This window comes from Priestia aryabhattai (assembly GCF_023715685.1).
Taxonomy (GTDB): domain Bacteria; phylum Bacillota; class Bacilli; order Bacillales; family Bacillaceae_H; genus Priestia; species Priestia aryabhattai_B.
The window spans coordinates 75,718-98,153 of record NZ_JAMBOQ010000005.1 but is presented as its reverse complement, the minus strand read 5'-3'; the positions used below and the strand labels follow the sequence as shown (position 1 = coordinate 98,153).

Here is a 22,436-nt window from a genome sequence, read left to right as displayed (position 1 = left end):
TATTTATTGTTTCACTATCTATTTTTTTACTTTTTTCTCAATCTTCTCGATTAATTCATCCTCTGTTGGCGCTGCTACAGGACGGTTATTTACAAATGCAAATGACTTTTTACGTCCCGGTCCACAGTAAGACTGGCAACCGATTTGTACTTCAGCTTGTTCATCTATTTTTTTAAGTCGAGGTAACAACGTTTTGACGTTTGTTGCCTGACAATCATCACAAATTCTAAATTCATTTGCCATGTTGACACAATCCTTTCAAAATTGGTTCATCATTTTGTCTAAGGGGTATTTTACCCCTATTTGAAGTCCGATGCAAGTTAAAGAAGGAAGCAAAATCTATCATACTTCTAGAAGAAATGGTATAAAGTATGGATTTTTTGTACATGATGATACTACAAAACATGATTACTATGAGTCATGGAAAATAGAGGAGTGAACAAAGTGAAAGATAGACAAGATGCTTGGACAGAAGAAAACGACTTATTATTAGCTGAAACAGTATTGCGCCATGTCCGCGAAGGAAGTACGCAGCTGAATGCGTTTGAAGAAGTTGGAGATGAATTAAATCGCACTTCAGCAGCATGTGGATTCAGATGGAATGCTGTGGTACGCCATCAGTATGAAAAAGCACTGCAGCTAGCTAAAAAACAGCGAAAACAGCGCATGCGTGCACTTGGACAAGAACAAGGCAAAAAGAAATTATTATATACGCCACCAGCATCTGTAGAGCATGTGGAACAAATGATGTCTGCACCTACAGCAACATATAGCTTATCTGAAACACAAGTAGAAAAAAGCAGCAGTGAAGAGCTTTCAATGGCTGACGTTATTCGCTTTTTGCAAACAATGCCAAATCAAGCGAGCAATTTACATGCATTGCAAAGCGAAAACAAACGCTTGATGCAAGAAAATGCGGAGTTAGCTAAGAAAAACACAGAGCTGGAAAAACAAATCAAACATCTCGAAGTGAATGCTACTACTATTCAAGAAGACTATGAAACATTAATGCAAATCATGAACCGTGCGCGAAAGTTAGCTCTATTTGATGAAGAAGAGCGTTCTTCTACTACGTTTAAAATGGATCGTAACGGAAATCTTGAGAAAATGGCTGAATAAGCTACATGAACGAAGAAAGAGAGATGTCAAACTTGGCTCTTCTTTCTTCTTTTTCTATTTTACAGCCAATGACACGACGCCTTTATGCTATAATATGTTCGTTTACTGTTTATAAAGGGGTTTGAGATATGCAGCAGAATAGTTTGAAGCTTTTAGCACAACCCGCTTGGCGTATTATTGATCAATCAAGTCTAGGTCCTCATTTTGATGCCCGTCATTCTTTTGCCATCGATGACACGCTTTGTACAACCGTTGGAAGAGGCGAATCTCCAGCTGTCATGCGCTCATGGGTGCATCACGATACGATTGTATTAGGCATCCAAGATACAAAGCTCCCTCACTTGGCTGAAGGTGCAGCTTATTTACATGAACAAGGATATAAAACCATCGTCCGCAATTCAGGGGGCCTTGCTGTCGTACTTGATCAAGATGTTCTAAACATTTCTTTAATTTTTCCTGATGCAGAAAAAGGAATTGATATTGATCGTGGATATGAAGCCATGTTTGATTTGATTAAGGCCATGTTTGCATCTTACGGGACCGCAATTGAAGCGAAGGAAATCGTAGGCTCTTATTGTCCCGGCAGCTTTGATTTAAGCATTCGTAATCAAAAGTTTGCAGGCATTTCACAGCGACGCGTTCGCGGCGGAGTGGCTGTACAAATTTACTTATGCGTTAAAGGAAGCGGTTCTAAACGTGCTTCTCTCATTCAAGAGTTTTACAAAAAAGGTCTCCAAAACACGGAAACTAAATTTTCATACCCAGATATCGAGCCTCATACAATGGCCTCTCTATCTGAGCTATTACAGATTGATTTAACCGTTTCTGATGTCATGCTGCTTTTATTGCAAACACTGAATAGCATGAGCTCTTCTCTTGTAAATTTGCCTTTAAATGCTACCGAACAAGAGCTGTTTGAGACGCAGCTGCAGCGCATGTATGACCGCAACGAAAAAGCATTGGGTTCATTAGCCACATAAAAAACTCCGCCCTAGGACGGAGTTTTTTTATTAAAGTGCTTGAGCTGCTGTGATTAAAGCAAGCTTGTACACATCTTCTTCGTTACAACCGCGAGATAGATCGTTTACCGGTTTGTTTAGACCTTGTAAGATTGGACCTACTGCTTCGAAGTTTCCTAAGCGCTGTGCAATTTTGTAACCAATGTTACCTGCTTCAAGGCTTGGGAATACAAATACATTTGCATCTCCTTTGATGACCGAACCTGGTGCTTTCTTTTCAGCTACAGAAGGAACAAATGCTGCGTCAAATTGGAATTCACCGTCTAATGTTACACTTGGTGCTAATTCTTTTGCAATTTCTACTGCGTTTGCTACCTTTTCTGTTTCCGGAGATTTTGCTGATCCTTTTGTTGAGAAGCTTAGCATAGCAACACGAGGATCAATATCGAACATTTCAGCTGTACGAGCACTTTCAATTGCAATTTCAGCTAAATCTTGGCTGTCAGGTGAAATATTGATTGCACAGTCAGCAAATACGTATTTCTGATCGCCACGAACCATGATAAAGACGCCAGATGTTTTCTTGACACCTTGTCTTGTTTTGATAATTTGTAGAGCAGGTCGTACTGTGTCTGCTGTAGAATGAGCAGCTCCGCTTACAAGACCGTCCGCTTTGTTCATATGAACAAGCATTGTGCCAAAATAATTTTCATCTAATAAAATTTTGCGAGCATCTTCTTCTGTTGCCTTGCCTTTACGACGCTCAACAAATGCTGCAACCATTTCATCAAATTCAGAGTAGCTTTGAGGATCCAAAACCTCAACACCGTCTAATTTTACGTTTAGTTCTGCTGCTTTTGATGCTACAGCGTCTTTGTTTCCAACAACGATAGGCTTTAAGATATTGTCGGCAGCTAAACGAGAAACAGCACCTAATACGCGCTCATCTAATCCCTCTGGGAATACGATTGATACATCGCTAGCTGATACTTTTTGTTTTAAACCTGTAAATAAATCACTCAAAGTAAATCCTCCTCGATATGTAAAAAACTTTTCTCATAATAGGATACTCCACTTTTTTTAAAAATCAAAGGCATGTCCTTCAAGAATCCATGATTACGAAAAAGTCTTTTAATTCTTAATTTTCCGCTAACACTTAAAATAAAACCTGTTTTTACTTTGTGACAATTGTTTAAAGTTTAGTCACAAAATCACAGGTTTTTCATTCCAGGTCTTCGGACAAACTATGATATAGTAGAATTGGAATTTATCATAATGGGACAATAGGAGTGAAACGAAATGGCAGAAGCAGCACAAACATTAGACGGTTGGTATGCACTTCATGATTTCCGTTCAATCGATTGGGGCGCTTGGAAGCAGTTATCAAGCGACGATCGTCAAGCGGCTATCCATGAATTTTTAGGATTGATTGAGAAATGGAAAGGAACTGAAGCTGAGCAGCAAGGCAGTCATGCTTTATATACCATTGTCGGCCAAAAAGCAGATTTTATGCTAATGCTTGTTCGTCCTACTATGGAAGAACTAAATGAAATTGAGACAGAATTTAATAAAACAAAGCTTGCTGAGTTTACCATTCCTACTTATTCATACGTATCAGTAGTTGAATTAAGCAACTACTTACCTGCCGGTGAGGATCCTTATGAAAATCCTCAAATACAAGCTAGACTATATCCAACTTTACCAAAGGCTGGTCATGTTTGCTTTTATCCAATGGATAAACGCCGTCAAGGAAATGACAATTGGTACATGCTTCCTATGGAAGAACGACGCAGCTTAATGCGCAGCCATGGAATGATTGGACGTCAATACGCTGGAAAAGTAAAGCAAATCATTACGGGTTCTGTTGGTTTTGATGATTACGAGTGGGGCGTTACTCTTTTTGCAGATGACGTACTTCAATTTAAAAAATTAGTGTACGAAATGCGTTTTGACGAAGTAAGTGCTCGTTACGGTGAATTTGGTAGCTTCTTTGTCGGAAATTTATTAAAAGAGGAAGCTATTGCACGCTTTTTACACGTTTAAACTAAGCCGCGAAAGCGTTTATCTCTTTTGTAACATCGAGAACAATGAATACCAATGAGCTTTATCTATAAAAAACCTGTTTCCAAGTGGAAACAGGTTTTTTATTTTCCCATGGCATATTCGCACTTACAGGACCATATATATACAACAGTGTCACAAGTAAGCGAGGTGGGATAATGGCAGTCGTTGCACACAACGAAGAAGATGTTAAGCTCCTAGCCAGACTCATTCGAGCTGAAGCTGAAAGTGAAGGAAAACAAGGGATGTTACTGGTAGGAAATGTAGGCGTGAATCGTGCTAAAGCTCCCTGTTTGGATTTTAGAAATATAAGAACCATTCGTCAGATGGTGTTTCAAAACCCAGGCGGATTTGAAGCGACTCAAAAAGGCTACTTTTATCAGCGTGCCCGCCAGTCTGAAATTTCACTTGCACGCCGTGTATTAAGAGGGGAACGTTTTAACCCCGCGGAAAACTCACTGTGGTTTTTCAAGCCCAGTGGCAACTGTCCTGCTCAGTGGTATAACCAAAATAACACAGGACGATTTAAATCTCACTGTTTCTTTGCACCAACTCAAGCTGATTGTCCAGGAGTTTACTAATTTCTTTTTGTTTGAAGGAGGTTCCTATGAAAAAACCAAAGTCTAATCAACCGCAACAGCAATATATGCAAAATCCGTATATGAGTCCAAACTATCCTTATTATATGCCTCAGCCTCAGCCCCAGCCAGGCGGCCAGCAGGTTCAAGGGCAAAGCCAAGGAGGCCAGCAGGTTCAAGGGCAAAGCCAAGGAGGGCCACCCCCTACCTCTTCTGGAGGCAGCGGTGCCCCGCAAGACCCAAATCAACTGCCAATTGAAGAATCATATATTGAAAATATTTTACGTTTAAATCGAGGAAAAATAGCGACTGTATATATGACGTTTGAAAATAATACGCAGTGGAACGCGAAGGTCTTTAGAGGGGAAATTGAAGCAGCCGGACGCGATCATATCATTTTAAGTGATCCACAAACTGGCACTCGTTATTTACTGCTTATGGTTTATCTCGATTACGTCACTTTTGAGGGTCCCATCAAATATAATTATCCGTTTGGCGGTGGAGGCCAGCAGTTGAGCAATTATTCTCCTCGTTAAAAAAACCCCTGAAAAGGGGTTTTTTTATAGCCATTTTATAGCTGCAACAACAATTAAAATCCAGGCCACAATAAAGGCAACTCCACCTAGCGGAGTAATCGCACCAAGAACTTTAATGCCAGATGTACTTAATACATAGAGACTGCCCGAAAACAGCACAATCCCTGCGAACATAATCCAACCTGAAGCTGTTAACAACGAAGACTGAGGGAATTTGCTTAATAGAAATGCAATGACAAACAGCCCCATCGCATGGAACATTTGGTACTGCACTCCCGTTTTCCATACCTCTAAATACTTCGCAGAGATTTTGCCTTCTAACCCGTGTGCTCCAAAAGCACCAAGACCAACCGCTAACATCGCATTGATTGCACCAATTATTAAAAATAATTTCATTTTTTTCTCCTCACTTTAGAAATCAAACAAACTATCGCCGTTTGCATCATCTGATTTCAATTTCGTTCCCTCAAAATTAGGTTTGGATGACTGAATAATCTGTTGTTGCATAATCTCAGGCGATTGCACAATTTCAGGTGTAGACATTATAACAGGTTTTGAAACCGAGACAGGTTTCGATACTGGAACTTCTTCATTTTGATCTAATGCAAGCTCACACAGTGCTTTTATTGCAACCAATTGATCTCGAACGTTCGTACTATTCGAATGGTGCTTTGCTTTTTGTACTTCTGTACTAATTTTATCAAGGAGCTGCGCCATTTTTATATCCATGTAGACACCTCATCTTACATTCAATATGACTTTATACAGCTATTTTATCAAAAGATGAAATAGGAGGCTATGTCTGAAGCTAATCTTCATGAAATGCTCACTTTTATACATCGTCAATTTGCCAATCAATGGATGGACGTCCGTGTTCAAGCAAAAACTCATTTGCTCGTTGAAAGTGATTATTGCCAAAAAAGCCTCGATTAGCTGAAAATGGGCTAGGGTGCGGGCTTTCCAAAATTAAATGGTGCGAATGATGAATGAGCTCTTTTTTAGCTTGTGCATGTTTGCCCCACAGCAAAAACACGACTGGTTCCTCTTTTTGTGCCACTAATTCAATAATGCGGTCCGTCAGCTGTTCCCACCCTTTTCCTTTATGAGAGTTCGCTTCTCCTCTTCTAACCGTTAAAACAGTGTTAAGTAAAAGAACACCTTGTTCTGCCCATTTGACTAAATAACCGTTATTCGGAATGTGATAATCCATTTCATTTTTCAGCTCTTTGTAAATATTCACTAAAGAAGGCGGTGTTTTTACTCCTGGTTGAACAGAGAAGCTCAGTCCATGTGCTTGATTTGGTCCATGATAAGGATCTTGTCCCAATATGACAACTTTTACATTTTTATAATCCGTATAGTGTAAAGCGTTAAAAATATCATATTTATTAGGGTAAATGGTGTGGTGATTATATTCATCCACTAAAAATTCTCGAAGCTGTATGTAATAGTCTTTTTGAAATTCTTTTTCTAATAAAGGAGCCCAGTCGTTTTTTAAAATACACATTGCTTATCACCTCATAATAATCTTTTTTGTTATTTTATCGTAAACTCTGCCCCCTGCTCAAACGTTGCTTGATTTAAATAGGCTGAGAGCCTGGGCATAATTTAATATTGTCATGTTCAATGAAACTTTGTATACACTTATAAAGAGTGTATTTTTATATTAAAGGAGGGATTCCATATGATAATCAGCAATCCCCACCAAATAGACGTAACCTATAGCCTGGGCGTTACACCCGTTGAACCGATGATACCAAGAAAATACACTGTTTTCCCAGGTCAACACACTTCTGTTCCTTCCATTCAAATCGGCATTGAATTTGCCTACGATCATATGCAAAAAGAGCGGAACGAATATTTAGCATCCTTCGTCTTCGATAAAGGTTTTTATTCTCTTACTATGTATTACTACATCGGTGCGTATACATCAAAGGATGAAACCATTACACGCTACCTTCACTTTTTAGAACAGCTCCCTGTTATTCTATCGTCCATCTATCACGCTGATGCTTCTTTTTTCGAAAAACATCCACTTTTAATGCACTGTCCTATTTTTATCATCGCCGATAGCCCTGACCTACCATTTTCAACAAAAAAATCTATCGGTTCCCTGTATCAATATAAATAAATGAGAAAAGCTACTGTTAAAATAACGGTAGCTTTTTCTCAGTATTCGAAACAAAATACTTTTAAACTTATTAAAAACATGGAATAATAACTACAAATTGTTTTAATCTATTTGCGTTAACCCTTTAAAATCGTTACAATTTATTAGTAGTTCTATACATAAAGGAAAAGGGTAAACAAGCAATCATTCGTTTGTTTATAAAGGCCGAGTTTAACGGGCAATGAATCCCCAGATTTCATTTAAGTGTTGTCTGTTAAAGCGGAAAAAAATTGAACGTAACTACGACAAAGTGAGGTCCTAGAAGTAATGACAAATGTACAACCAAAATCCATTATCGTAATTTTTGGCGCTACAGGTGATTTAGCAAAACGTAAGTTATTCCCCTCTATTTTCCGCTTATATAAAGCGAACAAACTATCGGAAGATTTCGCTGTTGTTGGTGTCGCAAGAAGACCTTGGACTAATGACGAATTACGCGAAAATGTAAAAAAATCAGTGAGCAGTTTCAAAAACAGTGACGCTGACATTGAAAAGTTTGCTTCACATTTTTATTACCAACCGTTTGACGTAACAGATGTCGCTTCTTATCAAGAATTAAAAAGCCTAACAGAAAGCCTTGATGAGCAATACAACGTGCCTGGAAATCGTATTTTCTATCTAGCAATGGCACCTGAATTTTTCGGAACAATTGCTTCGAATTTAAAAAATGAAGGCTTAACACAAACAGAAGGTTGGAGTCGCTTAGTCATTGAAAAGCCGTTTGGCCATGATTATCCTTCTGCTAAAGAATTAAATGAACAAATTCGCCATGCATTTAAGGAAGATCAAATTTATCGTATTGATCACTACCTCGGTAAAGAAATGGTGCAAAATATCGAAGTTATCCGATTTGCAAATGCTCTGTTTGAACCGATGTGGAACAACCAATACATTTCAAACATCCAAATTACGTCTAGCGAGACGCTTGGTGTAGAAGACCGCGGCCGTTACTATGAATCTTCAGGTGCCCTTCGAGATATGGTACAAAACCATATGCTTCAAATGGTTGCCTTGCTTGCAATGGAACCGCCGATTAAATTAACACCGGAAGAAATTCGCAGTGAAAAAGTAAAAGTATTACGTGCCCTTCGCTCTTTATCAGTAGATGAAGTAGATGATTATTTTGTACGAGGCCAATACGGCAAAGGTGTACTTGAAGGAGAAGAAGTTATCGGCTATCGCGAAGGAAACTCGGTTGATCCTGAGTCTAATACCGCTACATTTGTATCTGGTAAGCTTATGATTGATAACTTTAGATGGGCTGGCGTACCGATTTATATCCGTACAGGCAAACGCATGAAAGAAAAAGCAACGACAATTGTTGTACAGTTCAAAGACTTACCAATGAACCTATACTTCAATAAAGACAAAGAAATTCATCCAAACTTGCTTGTCATTCATATCCAACCGGAAGAAGGCATTACGCTTCACTTAAACGCACGTAAAACGCCAGGTGCAACATCATCCACACCAATTAACTTGAACTATTGCAATAACTGTGGAGATAAAATGAATACACCGGAAGCTTATGAACGCCTTATTTATGATTGCATGCTTGGAGATGCAACGAACTTTACTCACTGGGATGAAGTAGCCCTTTCTTGGAAGTTTGTTGATACCATTTCAGAAGCATGGGAAAGCAAAAAAGCACAAAACTTCCCGAACTACGAATCAGGTTCAATGGGACCAAAAGAATCAGACGCATTGCTTGCTGAAGACGGTTTCCACTGGTGGCCAGTCGGAGAAGACAACTTCTCACCTAAAGAGTAAATAAAAAAAGCAGCTGTAGTATACAGCTGCTTTTCTTGTTTTTTATTTTAACCACTCAGTATGGAATACGCCCTCTTTATCAACACGTTGATATGTGTGAGCTCCGAAGTAGTCACGTTGTGCTTGTAAAAGGTTCGCTGGTAGCGTTTCTGTACGGTAGCTGTCATAGTAAGCTAATGCACTTGAGAAACTTGGTACAGGAATACCTTGTTTAACCGCAATCGAGATAACTTCACGAAGAGCCGACTGATAGCCTTCTACGATATCCTTGAAGTATGGGTCTAACAATAAGTTTGTTAGATCTGCATCGCGATCGTAAGCTTCTTTAATTTTTTGTAAGAATTGTGCACGGATGATACAACCACCACGGAAGATCATTGCAATATCACCGTACTGTAAATTCCAGTCATATTCTTCAGAAGCTGCTTTCATTTGGGCAAACCCTTGCGCATATGAACAAATTTTACTCATGTACAATGCTTTACGAATTGCTTCTACTAATTCGGTTTTATCGCCTTCAAATGCAGCTGCATTTGGACCGCTCAATACTTTGCTTGCTTTTACACGTTCTTCTTTCATAGCTGAAATAAAGCGCGCAAATACAGATTCCGTAATGATTGGTAGTGGTACACCTAAATCAAGCGCACTTTGGCTTGTCCATTTACCTGTACCCTTTTGACCTGCAGTATCTAAAATAACGTCTACAAGTGCTTTACCTGTTTCTTCATCTTTTTTCGTAAAGATATCAGCAGTGATTTCAATCAAATAGCTATCTAGCTCACCTTTATTCCATTCAGCAAATACTTCATGTAATTCATCTGTTTCTAAGCCTAATACGTTTTTCATAATGAAGTATGCTTCACAAATTAATTGCATATCGCCATACTCGATGCCGTTATGAACCATTTTTACGTAGTGACCTGCACCATTTGGTCCAATGTATGTGCAGCAATCATCGCCTTCAACTTTCGCTGAAATAGCTGTTAAGATTGGTTTTACAAGTTCATATGCTTCTTTTTGTCCGCCAGGCATGATTGAAGGTCCTTTTAATGCGCCTTCTTCTCCGCCGGATACGCCTGTACCGATGAAATGGATACCTAATTCTTCTAGCTCTTTGTTACGACGAATTGTATCCTGGAAGAATGTGTTTCCGCCATCGATTAAAATGTCGCCTTTTTCTAAATATGGTTTTAACGAATCAATTGTTGCATCTGTAGCAGCACCAGCTTTAACCATTAATAAAATTTTACGCGGTTTTTCAAGAGAATTAATAAACTCTTCCACACTGTATGTACCTGCAAAATTTTTACCTTCTGCTTCTGTTTTTAGAAACTCTTCTGTCTTTTCAGGAGAGCGGTTATAAACTGAAACAGAATAGCCTCTGCTCTCAATGTTTAGCGCCAAGTTTTTCCCCATAACCGCTAAACCGATAACACCGATTTGTTGTTTTGCCATGTTAAATTCTTCCCTTCATGTGTAATATGAATTGGTCAACCTAATCGTAACTGAACATATCATAAAGAAAGTTACAGATTCAAGTTTGATATAACCATAATCATACGTTTTATTATACACATTTGAAAAGAATCATGCTCGCCGAACATTGATTATTTTGAAGAAAATTTCGATAAAATAAGTGAAATGAATGCAGTTACTAATCATCCGTACCTTCTTAACTACCGTTAGACGCATTTTAACATTTTCTTAAACAATTACTTTTGTTAAAATATTAAGCAGTTAATCATTTCAATGAATTGATGATCAACACGGTTGTTACCGTTTCACTATATTCACTGCAGCTAAAAAAGCTGCACTAGTACTTATTTTGTTTTATGAAGAGGGATTTTATATATGACGAAACCTATCAAAGATCCGTTCAAAGAAAATTTTGATACGCTTGAAGAATTCGCTGATCGCATTAGCGAAGTATTACACTGCCCTATTACGATTGAGGATGCCAATCATCGCTTATTAGCTTATAGCACTCATGACGAAAGAACGGACCAAGCGCGTATTGCCACGATTATTGGAAGAAGAGTTCCGGAAAAAGTCATCAACAACTTATGGAAAGAAGGCATTATTCCCAAACTACTTGAGACAAATGAACCTGTGCGTGTGAAAAATATTCATGAAATCGGGCTCGGAGATCGCATAGCTATTACCATCTGGAAAAATGAAGAAGTTTTAGGATTCATTTGGGCTGTTGAAATTGAGAGAGCCTTAGGCGATGAAGAAGTAGAACTATTAAAAAAAGCTGCGAATGTATTAAAAAACAAATTGCTACAGCTTCAAATTCGAAAATATAAACGAGAAGAACGTTCACAGGAATTTTTTTGGAAACTATTAACGGGACACATTAAATCTCGCCAAGAAATTACAGAAGCGTTTTATGAAGCCCAAATTACGGCTCCATCAACATTTTCCATTGCTATCTTCCGCTTCCAAGAAGATATTACACCGGAAGCTGAACGCCAAATCTCGTATATGTTAAAAACGATGCACCGCTTGAAAATCGTTCTTTATACAATTGATTGCAATGATTTAATCTTACTGCTTTCTTTAGATGCTGTTGAAAATCCTCTTAATGAACAGCGAGATTTTGTAGACTATTTTAGAGGCAATATGTATGAACGCTTTGATGTTACTCAAATTAAAGCCAGCTGCAGCAGTATTTATTCATCGCACGACCATATCGAAAAAAGTTATAAAGAAGCCTTGAACGTGTTAGATATGAAAAGTAAGTTTCCAGAAGAAACGAAAGAGATTATTAACTATCAAGAATTAGGTATTTATCAATTTCTTGATGTTATTTTAGAAAAGCGCGTACAAGATCAATTTGAAAACCATTCTTTAAAGAAGCTAACCGATTACGATCTTCGTCATAATAGTAACTTGGTGGAGACTCTCGAAGTGTTTTTAAATAATGATAACAACATCAACGAAGCAGCAAAAGAATTAAATGTGCATATGAATACACTTAGCTATCGATTAAAGCGAATTTCAGAGATTGGTGATATTAACTTAAAAGACGTTAATCAAAAAATGACTCTTTATATTGATATTAAGTTAATGAAACATAAAAAATAACAAAGAATGTCACATCTTTTAACATTTAGCTATTCATTTATTTTCCGATAAACGAATAGCTCTTTTTTTATTTTTTATCCCCTTAATGATGTTAGATGACCTTACATAAAAATTAAAAATTCCGATAAGTAAGCGGTTACATTTGTGTGTTTAAACAAAAACCACTTCTTCAATTCTTCTTTCTAGACAAAGAAATTTCACAAAACTTTCTTTATACTAAAGGTACACAAACGACCAAGGGGGAAATTAATCATGATTATTGGCGTACCAAAAGAAATCAAAAACAACGAAAACCGAGTAGCGATTACACCAGCAGGCGTAGCATCATTTGTTGGTACAGGTCATCGTGTATTAATTGAAAATGAAGCGGGTATTGGAAGTAACTTCACAAACGAAGATTATGTAAAAGCTGGAGCTGAAATTGTTGAGACAGCAGCTGACGTTTGGGCACAAGCTGAAATGGTCATGAAAGTAAAAGAACCATTAGCAAGTGAATACGGCTATTTTAGACCAGGTCTTATCTTATTCACCTACCTTCACTTAGCAGCTGAACCAGCACTTGCAAAGGCCTTAAAAGATAGCGGCGTAACAGCCATTGCTTATGAAACAGTAGCAGTAAATCGTACATTGCCTCTATTAACACCTATGAGTGAAGTAGCAGGACGTATGGCTGCTCAGATCGGTGCACAATTCCTTCAAAAATCAAACGGTGGAAAAGGAATTTTATTAGCGGGTGTTCCCGGAGTTAGCCGCGGGAAAGTAACGATTATCGGAGGCGGCGGTGTTGGTACAAATGCTGCGAAAATTGCAATCGGACTTGGTGCTGATGTAACAATTATTGATTTAAGTCCTGAACGCCTACGTCAATTAGACGATATCTTTGGCAACCAAATCAATACGCTAGTGTCAAATCCTTATAACATTGCCGATGCAGTGGCAGAGTCAGATTTAGTGATTGGCGCAGTATTAATCCCAGGTGCAAAAGCTCCAAAACTAGTAACAGAAGAAATGGTTAAAACAATGAAGCCAGGTTCTGTTATTGTTGACGTAGCAATTGATCAAGGTGGTATCGTTGAAACAATCGACCACATTACAACACATGATCAGCCGACTTATGAAAAGCACGGTGTTGTACACTATGCAGTTGCGAACATGCCGGGAGCAGTTCCTCGCACATCAACGATTGCTTTAACAAATGTAACGGTGCCTTACGCACTTCAAATTGCTTCTAAAGGTGTTCACAAAGCAATCGCTCAAAACGAAGCGTTAAAATTAGGAGTGAACGTTGCAAACGGAGCCATTACGTACGAAGCAGTTGCACATGATTTAGGTTACGATTATGTATCAGTAGACGTAGCTCTTGAAAAAGAATTAGCTTCTATCTAATAGACAGTGAAAAACGCCCTTAACCCTCTGTTAAGGGCGTTTTTATTTTGAATGAACAGCAATTAGCTGTAAAAAACACGACTATTTAAAGCTTTGTGTATCTGTTCGCTGGTAATCTCTGGTACTATTGGCCAGAATTCAGGAGTAGGAAACATAAGGTTACTAGGCATTCTATTATGATTTCCATCTAGTTCATGAAAAGGTTCTGGATCATCTGTCTCGTTAAACCGATTCGTAATAAACATAAAATGACCTAATTCATGGGCGAGGAGATACTCATCTGTACTTGCATTTGTCATAATAATAAGCGGAAAAGAGTTATAAGTGACAGCAAGAGTAGATGAATAGTCAAAATTAATAGGCCCGAATCTATTTCCATTCATATAAAATACATATACATCAGCGTTTTGACAAACTTTTCGGCCAGTTTTAAGCATTGCTTGTACCATTGTAAGATGACTAGCTCCTCCAACTGGAAAATTTTCCGCATTACTAACAATGCCACTGATGTTTTCCAAAAAAACAAATGAACGTGTAATAGTAAATGTAACACCTTGGATTAATTGATTTTTCTCATATTGTTTCCATATCCTATTAGCAGCCGCTATGTCTCTTTTTACACGATTAGGAACTGTAGACTGATTATCTTTGGAGTTTCTATCAACTTTAGCTCCTGGTAATACGATTATACAAACATTTAAAGTACCTGTCTTAACAGTTTTGAAGTTATCGTTTATTAAATTCGATTTCATATGAAATTGTGATTTATCGAAAGAATACGAACCATCTTTATAACTGTCATGATTATAATGTTTTTTTATGTGAATCACCCTTTCTTGAGTTTCTATTTATTTTATTCATTAAAAGAAAGAGTGCTTGTACAATAAGGTAAAAAGCCTTTTAATAAAAGGCTTTTTACCTTACGATTACTTGTGAAGGTGGTTACGTTAAGTTCATGTACGTTAAACGTTCAGACTACCTTGCATTTCATATCATTCGTTAACTTTCATTTGACGCATACTTCACAGTCAGTCATGATAATTCTAAATTACACTAAGGATTCATACAGTTTTTAGAAATTGAATATCTCCATTAAAAGCGATAAAATAGAAGAAAAAGTGAATGGAAGAAAGTTATCTAAAACACATTGGGCAACTAAAACCCGACCGGTGGAAGCTTTACTCTATTTTCTCTATGAACTTAAAATACGGGAGGATTTTTTATGACAATGAATAAAGCATTAACCATTGCTGGTTCTGATAGCAGCGGCGGAGCTGGCATTCAAGCGGATTTAAAAACATTCCAAGAACTTGGCGTTTACGGAATGACAGCTTTGACAACAATTGTAACAATGGATCCCGATAATAGCTGGTCTCATAACGTATTTCCACAAGAAGTTTCAACTGTTGAACAGCAGTTGAAAACAATTGTAAAAGGCGTAGGCGTACAAGCTCTAAAAACTGGTATGCTTGGCTCAGTGGAAATTATTGAACTAGCCGCAAAAACAATTGAAGAGTATGATTTAAAAAATGTTGTAGTAGATCCTGTGATGGTATGTAAAGGAGAGGACGAAGCGCTTCACCCGGAAACAACTGTCAGCTTGCGTGATGTACTAGTTCCAAAAGCAACAGTCGTAACGCCTAACTTATTTGAAGCTAGTCAATTAAGCGGACTTGGTCCTATCAAAACGGTGGATAAAATGAAAGAAGCAGCCGTCAAAATTTTTGATCTTGGTGCCAAATATGTATTGATTAAAGGCGGAAGTAAATTAGCGCACGAAAAAGCAATCGATTTGCTTTATGATGGAAAGACGTTTGAGATCTTAGAGTCTGAGCGTATTGAAACGACATTTACGCACGGTGCTGGATGCACATACTCAGCTGCGATTGCTGCTGAATTGGCAAAAGGCAGTGACGTCAAACAAGCTATTTATACAGCAAAAGAATTTATTACAGAAGCAATTCGTCATTCATTTGCTTTAAATCAATATGTTGGACCAACAAACCACGGTGCATACCGTCGTAAAAAAGAGAAAGTAACAAATTAAAAGCATGCCTAAAGGCATGCTTTTCTATTTTGCTTATTGTTTGACTGTTTCAAGCGCATTTAAGATGGCTTGAGCTACGCCGTGCTCGTCATTTGTTCCTGTTACTATATGGGCAAACTCTTTAATTTCTTGAGGTGCATTTCCCATCGCTACAGCACGTCCAACTCGCTGAAACATCGATACATCGTTATAATTGTCTCCAATGGCCATCGTTTCTTCTAAAGAAATATGGCGCTCTTGAACAAATGATGTAACCGCAATTCCTTTTTGAGCATTTTCATCATTTATTTCAATATTTTCTTTACCAGATGCACTGACTGCAATAGAATCTAACTTCACAAGCTCCATTTTTGCCTGTTCTAACTTATCTTCATCAAAAGAGAAAGCAAGCAGCTTATAAATGTCCTTGTTTGGATCTTGGAACAACGCTTCATACTCGTCAATAAGCTTTACTCTGCCACTGTTAAAACGCTCTTTTGCCGCTTCTAACGATTTTTCATAATTATCTTTTAAGCTAGCACTTAAATAAATATCCATTAACACCGACAAAGCTTTTTCATAGTCATTTGAATACGTACCTTCACTTGTATAGACTTCAAAGTACAAGTGAAACTTTTTAAAAATATCCTCTACTTCGCGAATCGATTCCATCGTCATGCCTACTGAATATTGTTTTTCTCCTTGTGGATTTCGAAGCTCTGCTCCGTTTGCACAAATTAAATATGTATGAAGTCCTGCTTCTTCTAAAACATAACGGGCTTCCTCATAAGACCGTCCCGTAGCAACAACAACTTCCACCCCTGCCTTTTGAGCTGTCTTAATCGCTTGGGCATTTTCTTTACTTACAACTTGTTCACTATTTACTAACGTTCCATCCATATCGATCGCAATACATTTAATCATGATGTACCCCTTCCTATGTATCTTTGCTCTCTTATTTTATTCTAGCATATGTTTTTTTTGCGCTTTGCTACTTGCATGTAAAAGATTTACTAATTTTTTGTATACGTGCTGTTATACTCTGTTCCTTTTCTTGCTTTTTCGAAAACCTCTTTGATCGTCTTTAAATGCAAATCAGCTGTTGAATATACGTGAAAATTTACATCCCCTTCCTTCAGATGCTCACCAACGCCGATAGAAACCATATCGGTTTGATTAATAGCTTTTATACCGGCCTCTCCATCTTCTATCGCCACACATGCATAGGGTTTTACTTTTAATTGATCGGCAGCTGTCAAAAATATTTCTGGAGCTGGTTTTCCCTTCTTTATTTTTCTCACATCCACAATACAATCAAAAAAAGAGCGTATTCCTAGCGCATCTACTACAGTATTTGCATTTGAACTTGAAGAAGCAATTCCCATTTTAATGCCTTGTTTTTTACAATCCTCTAACAACAATTTAATTCCTGGAAGTAAATTATCCTTTGTCATTTCCCTTATTAATGCTTGATAATGCTTATTCTTTTCATAAGCAAGCTGTTCTTTTTTTTCCACTGTCAGATGTACATTGCCATGTGCAGCAATGAGCTCTACAGTTTTCACTCGGCTGATTCCCTGCAGCTGCTGATTCAGTTCTGTAGAAAACGAAACGTTAAGTTGATCTGCTACTTTTTTATTGGCTCTATAATATAAATGTACCGTATCTGCAATAACACCGTCTAAATCAAAAATAATAGCTTGTAACCCTTCTTTTTTCATATTATCCTCCTCTGTACTTGTCTTTATGCCATTACTTGAATGCTTTTATTACATTCCATCATGTTAAAATACCGTTAATATTGTTCACTTTATCATAAAAATTTTTTCATCATTTATAATACATGAATAAATTTTTAAAAAAGAGAAATTACAGTATTGCATTATGAAAGCCCTTTTATTACAATAAGGTTATGCAAACGGTTGCACTAGCTTGAAAATATAGTTTATCAAAAAATAAAATGAAAACCCATACATGAGGGAAGGGGAAAAACTATGAAAAAGTTCTTTTCATTTGATTTTTGGCAGAAGTTTGGTAAGGCTTTATTAGTAGTAGTAGCGGTTATGCCCGCAGCTGGTATTATGATTTCACTTGGAAAACTAGTTGCAATGACTGGGGGAGACATCACTGCTGTACAAACAATTGCACGAGTGATGGAAGATATAGGCTGGGGTATTATTACAAATCTTCATATCTTGTTCGCTGTTGCCATCGGGGGGTCTTGGGCAAAAGAACGTGCTGGCGGCGCATTTGCTGCACTTATTGCATTCATTCTTATTAATCGAATTACAGGAGCCATTTTCGGAGTTAAAGCAGAAATGCTCTCAGATTCAAAAGCAACGGTTCAATCACTGTTTGGACAAGAATTAGTTGTAAAAGACTACTTCACATCTATTTTAGGATCTCCCGCTCTTAACATGGGAGTGTTCGTAGGAATTATCGCTGGTTTCTTAGGCGCGAATTTATTCAACAAATATTACAACTATGATAAATTGCCTGAAGCTCTTTCGTTTTTTAATGGCAAGCGCTTCGTGCCATTTGTGGTCATCGGTGGTTCAGTTGTAACAGCACTGCTTTTATCCATTGTATGGCCGTTCATCCAAGGTTCGCTAAACAGTTTTGGACAGTGGATTGCAACATCTAGAGATACAGCCCCTATTCTAGCACCATTTATTTTCGGAGCATTAGAGCGTTTGCTTCTTCCATTTGGTCTTCATCATATGCTGACAGTTCCTATGAACTACACAGAGCTAGGTGGTACTTACAAAATTTTAACGGGTTCTGGAGCAGGCTCCACTGTTGCCGGTCAAGATCCTTTGTGGCTTGCTTGGATTGCAGACTTAAATAACTTCCGCGCTGCAGGAGATATGGAAAGCTACAAGCAGTTATTGCATGACGTTACACCTGCACGATTTAAAGTAGGACAGATGATTTTATCTTGTGCGTCATTAATTGGAATCGCTTTAGCAATGTATCGTAACGTAGATCCTGACAAACGTTCGAAATATCGTTCAATGTTTTTTTCAGCTGGACTAGCTGTTTTTTTAACAGGCGTAACAGAACCAATTGAATTTATGTTCATGTTCGCTGCGCCTCTTCTATATGTCGTATACGCAATTATGACAGGACTGGCTTTTGCCATTGTTGATATTGTTCATGTCCGCGTACACTCATTTGGCGTAATTGAACTATTAACACGTACACCGATGATTATCAAAGCTGGACTATGGGCTGACTTAATGAACTTTGTTATCGCCTGCCTTGTATTCTTTGGCTTAAACTTTGGAGTGGCAAACTTCTTAATCAAACGTTTTAACTTCCCAACGCCGGGACGTAACGGAAACTATATCGATGAAGAAACAACTGCAACAAGCAGCAAGCAGGTGAAAAATGATTCGCTTGCCCCTGTCATTATTGGACTGCTTGGCGGAGAAAACAATATTGAAGACGTTGATGCTTGTATGACTCGCTTACGTGTAACGGTAAAAGATATAAATGCCGTTGCAGGAGAAAGTGAGTGGAAACAAAACGGGGCCCTTGGTTTAATCTTGAAAGATAAAGGGGTACAAGCTATTTATGGACCTAAAGCGGATGTTTTGAAATCCGACATTCAAGATTTGTTAGGAGCTTAACATAATGAAGCTATTAACGTTAAATTGCCACTCTTGGCAAGAGGAAAATCAGCTAGACAAGTTATCTTGTCTAGCTGAAGTAATTAAAAAAGAAAAATACGATGTCATTGCTTTACAGGAAGTAAGCCAAAGAATAGACGCTCCTTATGTACATGACTACATTCGTAGCGATAATTACGCTTGGCTTTTAGCAAAAGAACTGGGTAAACAAGGTGAAGACTATCAATTGGTATGGGATTTATCTCATATAGGCTATGAAGTATATGAAGAAGGAATTGCCATTTTAACAAAACACCCGGTTATTGAAGAACATTCATTTTTTGTTTCACAAACGTCAAATATTGACTATTGGAAAACGAGAAGAATTGTTGGAGCAACAATCGAATATGAAAAAGAGCTCTTTACGTTTTATTCTTGCCATCTTGGCTGGTGGGATGACGAGGAAGAGCCATTCAAGCAGCAAGTTGATACGCTGCTAGCTCATGTACACAAAGATAACCCGTTTTTCCTACTTGGAGACTTTAATAATGACGCTCATAGACGAAATGAAGGTTACGACTACCTGTTGAGCCAAGGCCTCTATGATACGTATACTCTATCGAACAAAAAAGATAGCGGTATTACAGTTAAAGGTAACATTGCTGGATGGGATGATAATGAACGTGCGCTGCGCCTTGATTTAATTCTATCGAGTCATGCGCAGGATATTCAGTCATCGACTGTGGTTTTTAACGGCATACATTATCCCGTTGTTTCCGACCATTTTGGGGTAAGCGTTGAAGTGAAATAAGTGACATAAAGCGAACGAATAGCGTTCGCTTTTTTCTTGTGATTATGATTATGTGAAAATCATCTTCTTTACTGCTTTATCTATCGTTTTAGAAGTGTCCGATAAACTTTCGCATTTTAAAAAGTAGGTGTGCTATAATATTGTGATGTTGGCGATATGCAACCCATTTTTGCATGTTTATCAATGAAATCGCTCAACTTAATAGTAAGATGATACATGTAGGCTCTATTTAAATGAACACCCGTTGTCATTATCATAAACTAATAAAGAAAAATAGGTGTGAAACAATCATGAAAATTTTGTTGATTTCAAATATGTATCCTTCTGAACAATTCCCAAGCTATGGTGTATTTGTTCAAAACACTGAAAAAATTTTAGTTCAACATGATATTCAAGTTGATAAAATTGTCATGCAAAAAAAGACAAGCAAATTAAGCAAGCTTTTTAGCTATGCTTCTCATTATGCTAATGTCATTGTGACGGGCTTAACAAAAAACTACGACTATCTTTACGTACATTATGCATCTCATAATGCGCTGCCTATTTTAATTTTAAAGAAATTCAGAAAAAATATTAAAGTTATTACTAATATTCATGGATCAGACGTCGTTCCAAAAGACCCAAATGATAATCAATTCGAATCTAATGTCGAACAACTATTACAGCTATCAAATAAAATCATCTCTCCTTCTATAGCTTATAAAGAGTTAATCAAGAACAAGTACAACCTAACCAACTCAATTTATGTGTTTCCTAGCGGAGGAGTTGACCCTGAAATTTTTTATTCCTACCACAATAAAGAGGAAGCAAAAAAGAAACTTAACCTAAACACGGATCAAAAAGTAATTGGTTGCGTTAGTCGAATAGATTCAGGAAAAGGTTGGGAATACTTTTTACAGGCTATTTCGTTACTAGAAAATGAAACACCTACCTCTTATCACTATCTTTATGTTGGGAGCGGTGTAGAAGAGGAGAAGTTCAAAGCCATGATGGCTAAATTAAATCTTCACTCTAAAGTTACTCACTTACCTGCCTTACCACAGCCTGAACTGGTGCATGTATATAATGCTATTGATGCCTTTGTCTTCCCTAGTAAGGCTGAGAGTTTAGGACTGGTAGGTTTAGAGGCTATGGCATGTGGTGCTTCTGTAATAGGAAGTAAAGTAGGCGGGTTACAAGATTACATTCAACATGGAAAGAATGGGTTATTTTTCGAAAAAGGAGACATTGACGAGCTTGTTTTCCAAATTCGTTCATTTATAAACCTTAGTGATGAGGAAAAAATTCGTATGTCCCTTGCATCTATTGAAACTGCAAGAGAATACGATTTGAATAAAGTTTCTAATATATTACCAACAATTTTTTTTGATGAGGTGGAAAAATGAAAGTCGCAGTTTTAATTCCTTGTTATAACGAGGAAGTAACAATTGGAAAAGTAATTGACGATTTCAAACGCGAACTGCCTAGTGCAGATATTTATGTGTACGACAACAATTCAAAAGATCGTACAAGTGAAATTGCACTTGAACACGGCGCAATCGTCAAGAAAGAATTCAAGCAAGGAAAAGGAAACGTTGTACGTTCGATGTTTCAAGAAATCGATGCAGATTGTTATGTCATGGTAGATGGTGATGATACGTATCCTGCAGAGTTTGTTCATCAACTAATTGAGCCTATTAGAAATCGAGAAGCTAACATGGTCATTGGAGATCGTTTATCAAACGGAACGTATTTCGAAGAAAACAAACGTGCTTTCCATAATTTTGGTAACAACTTAGTACGTTCTTTAATTAACCGCCTGTACAAAAGTAATATTAAAGATATCATGACAGGTTACCGTGCATACGATAAATTATTTGTAAAATCCATTCCTGTGATGAGCCCAGGGTTTGAAGTTGAAACAGAAATGAGTCTTCACGCGTTAGATAAACGGTTCCACCTAAAAGAAATTGCGATCGATTATCGCGATCGACCTGAAGGCAGCGAATCGAAACTTAATACGTTCTCTGACGGATTTAAAGTGTTACGAATGATTTTCACGTTATTTAAAGAGTACAAGCCGCTTCAGTTCTTCTCCATTTGGACAGTGTTGTTTATTGTCGCAGGATTAGCTGTTGGTGCTCCGGTACTTTATGAATTTTTTGATACAGGCTTTATTACCAAAGTACCCTCATCTATCTTAGCAACTGGATTGATGGTGTTAGGTGTTTTATCTTTCGTCTGTGGATTAATTCTAGATACAATTGCTTCATTAAATCGCAAGCAATATGAATTAGAACTAAATAAAAAAATTGAACAGATTGAACAAGTAGGAGAATAACA

At 37.6% G+C, this 22,436-nt stretch carries 23 protein-coding genes; 14 read left to right on the top strand and 9 right to left on the bottom strand.

Annotated elements, in window-relative coordinates; translation table 11 throughout:
• Positions 1-18 precede the first annotated feature (18 nt).
• Positions 19-243: a DUF1450 domain-containing protein gene (locus M3225_RS21480; RefSeq protein ID WP_013059850.1), complete on the bottom strand. Its 225-nt coding sequence runs from the start codon at positions 241-243 to the stop codon at positions 19-21.
• Positions 244-444: 201 nt separating this feature from the next.
• On the opposite strand from M3225_RS21480, the gene M3225_RS21475 reads away from it, so the two are divergent.
• A complete protein-coding gene (locus M3225_RS21475) occupies positions 445-1,119 on the top strand; it encodes an RsfA family transcriptional regulator (protein ID WP_308215764.1) in 675 nt (224 codons plus the stop codon).
• Between the two features lie 128 nt (positions 1,120-1,247).
• Positions 1,248-2,099 carry a lipoate--protein ligase family protein gene (locus tag M3225_RS21470; RefSeq protein WP_251397071.1) on the top strand — a complete coding sequence of 284 codons (852 nt, stop codon included), beginning with the start codon at positions 1,248-1,250 and terminating at the stop codon, positions 2,097-2,099.
• Positions 2,100-2,129: 30 nt separating this feature from the next.
• Here M3225_RS21470 and pta read toward each other — a convergent pair whose 3' ends face one another.
• Positions 2,130-3,101, bottom strand: a complete 972-nt coding sequence (gene pta / locus M3225_RS21465) for a phosphate acetyltransferase (RefSeq protein WP_013059853.1) — start codon at positions 3,099-3,101, stop codon at positions 2,130-2,132.
• A gap of 276 nt (positions 3,102-3,377) precedes the next feature.
• On the opposite strand from pta, the gene hemQ reads away from it, so the two are divergent.
• From hemQ to gerQ, 3 genes are all read left to right on the top strand, one after another.
• Positions 3,378-4,121, top strand: coding sequence for a hydrogen peroxide-dependent heme synthase (hemQ, locus tag M3225_RS21460; RefSeq protein WP_045293877.1), 744 nt, complete (start codon positions 3,378-3,380; stop codon positions 4,119-4,121).
• A gap of 176 nt (positions 4,122-4,297) precedes the next feature.
• A complete protein-coding gene (locus M3225_RS21455; protein WP_251397069.1) occupies positions 4,298-4,720 on the top strand; it encodes a cell wall hydrolase in 423 nt (140 codons plus the stop codon).
• 26 nt (positions 4,721-4,746) lie between these two features.
• Positions 4,747-5,253, top strand: coding sequence for a spore coat protein GerQ (gene gerQ, locus M3225_RS21450; RefSeq protein WP_251397066.1), 507 nt, complete (start codon positions 4,747-4,749; stop codon positions 5,251-5,253).
• Positions 5,254-5,277: 24 nt separating this feature from the next.
• Here gerQ and M3225_RS21445 read toward each other — a convergent pair whose 3' ends face one another.
• The 3 genes from M3225_RS21445 to M3225_RS21435 form a co-directional block, all read right to left on the bottom strand.
• Positions 5,278-5,649 carry a DUF423 domain-containing protein gene (locus M3225_RS21445; RefSeq protein WP_251397063.1) on the bottom strand — a complete coding sequence of 124 codons (372 nt, stop codon included), beginning with the start codon at positions 5,647-5,649 and terminating at the stop codon, positions 5,278-5,280.
• Between the two features lie 15 nt (positions 5,650-5,664).
• Complete coding sequence (locus tag M3225_RS21440) at positions 5,665-5,970, bottom strand: YwdI family protein (RefSeq protein ID WP_251397059.1); 306 nt, start codon at positions 5,968-5,970, stop codon at positions 5,665-5,667.
• A gap of 115 nt (positions 5,971-6,085) precedes the next feature.
• Positions 6,086-6,760, bottom strand: coding sequence for a uracil-DNA glycosylase (locus M3225_RS21435; protein ID WP_251397056.1), 675 nt, complete (start codon positions 6,758-6,760; stop codon positions 6,086-6,088).
• Positions 6,761-6,937: 177 nt separating this feature from the next.
• Here M3225_RS21435 and M3225_RS21430 point away from each other — a divergent pair, with 177 nt between their 5' ends.
• Together M3225_RS21430 and zwf are read left to right on the top strand one after the other, a co-directional pair.
• Entirely contained in the window at positions 6,938-7,384 is a 447-nt protein-coding gene (locus M3225_RS21430; protein WP_251397054.1) for a staygreen family protein, read from the top strand.
• A 306-nt stretch (positions 7,385-7,690) separates the two neighbouring features.
• Positions 7,691-9,193: a glucose-6-phosphate dehydrogenase gene (zwf, locus tag M3225_RS21425; RefSeq protein ID WP_209150792.1), complete on the top strand. Its 1,503-nt coding sequence runs from the start codon at positions 7,691-7,693 to the stop codon at positions 9,191-9,193.
• A 42-nt stretch (positions 9,194-9,235) separates the two neighbouring features.
• Here the strand turns inward: zwf and gndA are convergent, their stop codons facing one another.
• Positions 9,236-10,648 (bottom strand): NADP-dependent phosphogluconate dehydrogenase, encoded by a 1,413-nt coding sequence (gene gndA / locus M3225_RS21420; RefSeq protein ID WP_013059861.1) that lies wholly within the window; start codon positions 10,646-10,648, stop codon positions 9,236-9,238.
• A 396-nt stretch (positions 10,649-11,044) separates the two neighbouring features.
• Here gndA and M3225_RS21415 point away from each other — a divergent pair, with 396 nt between their 5' ends.
• Both M3225_RS21415 and ald read left to right on the top strand, forming a co-directional pair.
• Positions 11,045-12,280, top strand: a complete 1,236-nt coding sequence (locus M3225_RS21415) for a PucR family transcriptional regulator (protein ID WP_251397051.1) — start codon at positions 11,045-11,047, stop codon at positions 12,278-12,280.
• A 252-nt stretch (positions 12,281-12,532) separates the two neighbouring features.
• A complete protein-coding gene (ald, locus tag M3225_RS21410; RefSeq protein ID WP_013059863.1) occupies positions 12,533-13,666 on the top strand; it encodes an alanine dehydrogenase in 1,134 nt (377 codons plus the stop codon).
• Positions 13,667-13,728: 62 nt separating this feature from the next.
• On the opposite strand, the gene M3225_RS21405 is transcribed toward ald, so the two are convergent.
• Positions 13,729-14,496, bottom strand: coding sequence for a hypothetical protein (locus M3225_RS21405; protein ID WP_251397049.1), 768 nt, complete (start codon positions 14,494-14,496; stop codon positions 13,729-13,731).
• 392 nt (positions 14,497-14,888) lie between these two features.
• Here M3225_RS21405 and pdxK point away from each other — a divergent pair, with 392 nt between their 5' ends.
• The gene (gene pdxK, locus M3225_RS21400; RefSeq protein WP_251397047.1) at positions 14,889-15,713 is read left to right on the top strand and encodes a pyridoxine/pyridoxal/pyridoxamine kinase; all 825 of its coding nucleotides are present in this window, start codon (positions 14,889-14,891) and stop codon (positions 15,711-15,713) included.
• 33 nt (positions 15,714-15,746) lie between these two features.
• On the opposite strand, the gene M3225_RS21395 is transcribed toward pdxK, so the two are convergent.
• Both M3225_RS21395 and pgmB read right to left on the bottom strand, forming a co-directional pair.
• On the bottom strand, positions 15,747-16,616 hold the full coding sequence (locus M3225_RS21395; protein ID WP_251397045.1) for a Cof-type HAD-IIB family hydrolase: 870 nt from the start codon (positions 16,614-16,616) through the stop codon (positions 15,747-15,749).
• 89 nt (positions 16,617-16,705) lie between these two features.
• Positions 16,706-17,413 (bottom strand): beta-phosphoglucomutase, encoded by a 708-nt coding sequence (pgmB, locus tag M3225_RS21390; RefSeq protein ID WP_251397043.1) that lies wholly within the window; start codon positions 17,411-17,413, stop codon positions 16,706-16,708.
• Between the two features lie 273 nt (positions 17,414-17,686).
• Here pgmB and M3225_RS21385 point away from each other — a divergent pair, with 273 nt between their 5' ends.
• The 4 genes from M3225_RS21385 (at position 17,687) to M3225_RS21370 (ending at position 22,434) form a co-directional block, all read left to right on the top strand.
• Positions 17,687-19,324, top strand: coding sequence for a PTS transporter subunit IIBC (locus M3225_RS21385; protein WP_251397041.1), 1,638 nt, complete (start codon positions 17,687-17,689; stop codon positions 19,322-19,324).
• Positions 19,325-19,328: 4 nt separating this feature from the next.
• A complete protein-coding gene (locus tag M3225_RS21380; RefSeq protein WP_251397039.1) occupies positions 19,329-20,114 on the top strand; it encodes an endonuclease/exonuclease/phosphatase family protein in 786 nt (261 codons plus the stop codon).
• 290 nt (positions 20,115-20,404) lie between these two features.
• The gene (locus M3225_RS21375; RefSeq protein ID WP_251397036.1) at positions 20,405-21,499 is read left to right on the top strand and encodes a glycosyltransferase; all 1,095 of its coding nucleotides are present in this window, start codon (positions 20,405-20,407) and stop codon (positions 21,497-21,499) included.
• The gene (locus M3225_RS21370; protein WP_251397033.1) at positions 21,496-22,434 is read left to right on the top strand and encodes a glycosyltransferase family 2 protein; all 939 of its coding nucleotides are present in this window, start codon (positions 21,496-21,498) and stop codon (positions 22,432-22,434) included. Before M3225_RS21375 ends, M3225_RS21370 begins: the two co-directional genes overlap by 4 nt.
• The last annotated feature ends 2 nt before the right edge of the window (positions 22,435-22,436 follow it).

What these genes read in the sequence shown, in the direction of transcription:
- M3225_RS21480 (WP_013059850.1), bottom strand. Translation starts at nt 243, where the DNA reads ATGGCAAATGAATTTAGAATTTGTGATGATTGTCAGGCAACAAACGTC.
- M3225_RS21470 (WP_251397071.1), top strand. Translation starts at nt 1,248, where the DNA reads ATGCAGCAGAATAGTTTGAAGCTTTTAGCACAACCCGCTTGGCGTATT.
- hemQ (WP_045293877.1), top strand. Translation starts at nt 3,378, where the DNA reads ATGGCAGAAGCAGCACAAACATTAGACGGTTGGTATGCACTTCATGAT.
- M3225_RS21455 (WP_251397069.1), top strand. Translation starts at nt 4,298, where the DNA reads ATGGCAGTCGTTGCACACAACGAAGAAGATGTTAAGCTCCTAGCCAGA.
- gerQ (WP_251397066.1), top strand. Translation starts at nt 4,747, where the DNA reads ATGAAAAAACCAAAGTCTAATCAACCGCAACAGCAATATATGCAAAAT.
- M3225_RS21445 (WP_251397063.1), bottom strand. Translation starts at nt 5,649, where the DNA reads ATGAAATTATTTTTAATAATTGGTGCAATCAATGCGATGTTAGCGGTT.
- M3225_RS21440 (WP_251397059.1), bottom strand. Translation starts at nt 5,970, where the DNA reads ATGGCGCAGCTCCTTGATAAAATTAGTACAGAAGTACAAAAAGCAAAG.
- M3225_RS21435 (WP_251397056.1), bottom strand. Translation starts at nt 6,760, where the DNA reads ATGTGTATTTTAAAAAACGACTGGGCTCCTTTATTAGAAAAAGAATTT.
- M3225_RS21430 (WP_251397054.1), top strand. Translation starts at nt 6,938, where the DNA reads ATGATAATCAGCAATCCCCACCAAATAGACGTAACCTATAGCCTGGGC.
- zwf (WP_209150792.1), top strand. Translation starts at nt 7,691, where the DNA reads ATGACAAATGTACAACCAAAATCCATTATCGTAATTTTTGGCGCTACA.
- gndA (WP_013059861.1), bottom strand. Translation starts at nt 10,648, where the DNA reads ATGGCAAAACAACAAATCGGTGTTATCGGTTTAGCGGTTATGGGGAAA.
- M3225_RS21415 (WP_251397051.1), top strand. Translation starts at nt 11,045, where the DNA reads ATGACGAAACCTATCAAAGATCCGTTCAAAGAAAATTTTGATACGCTT.
- ald (WP_013059863.1), top strand. Translation starts at nt 12,533, where the DNA reads ATGATTATTGGCGTACCAAAAGAAATCAAAAACAACGAAAACCGAGTA.
- pdxK (WP_251397047.1), top strand. Translation starts at nt 14,889, where the DNA reads ATGACAATGAATAAAGCATTAACCATTGCTGGTTCTGATAGCAGCGGC.
- M3225_RS21395 (WP_251397045.1), bottom strand. Translation starts at nt 16,616, where the DNA reads ATGATTAAATGTATTGCGATCGATATGGATGGAACGTTAGTAAATAGT.
- pgmB (WP_251397043.1), bottom strand. Translation starts at nt 17,413, where the DNA reads ATGAAAAAAGAAGGGTTACAAGCTATTATTTTTGATTTAGACGGTGTT.
- M3225_RS21385 (WP_251397041.1), top strand. Translation starts at nt 17,687, where the DNA reads ATGAAAAAGTTCTTTTCATTTGATTTTTGGCAGAAGTTTGGTAAGGCT.
- M3225_RS21380 (WP_251397039.1), top strand. Translation starts at nt 19,329, where the DNA reads ATGAAGCTATTAACGTTAAATTGCCACTCTTGGCAAGAGGAAAATCAG.
- M3225_RS21375 (WP_251397036.1), top strand. Translation starts at nt 20,405, where the DNA reads ATGAAAATTTTGTTGATTTCAAATATGTATCCTTCTGAACAATTCCCA.
- M3225_RS21370 (WP_251397033.1), top strand. Translation starts at nt 21,496, where the DNA reads ATGAAAGTCGCAGTTTTAATTCCTTGTTATAACGAGGAAGTAACAATT.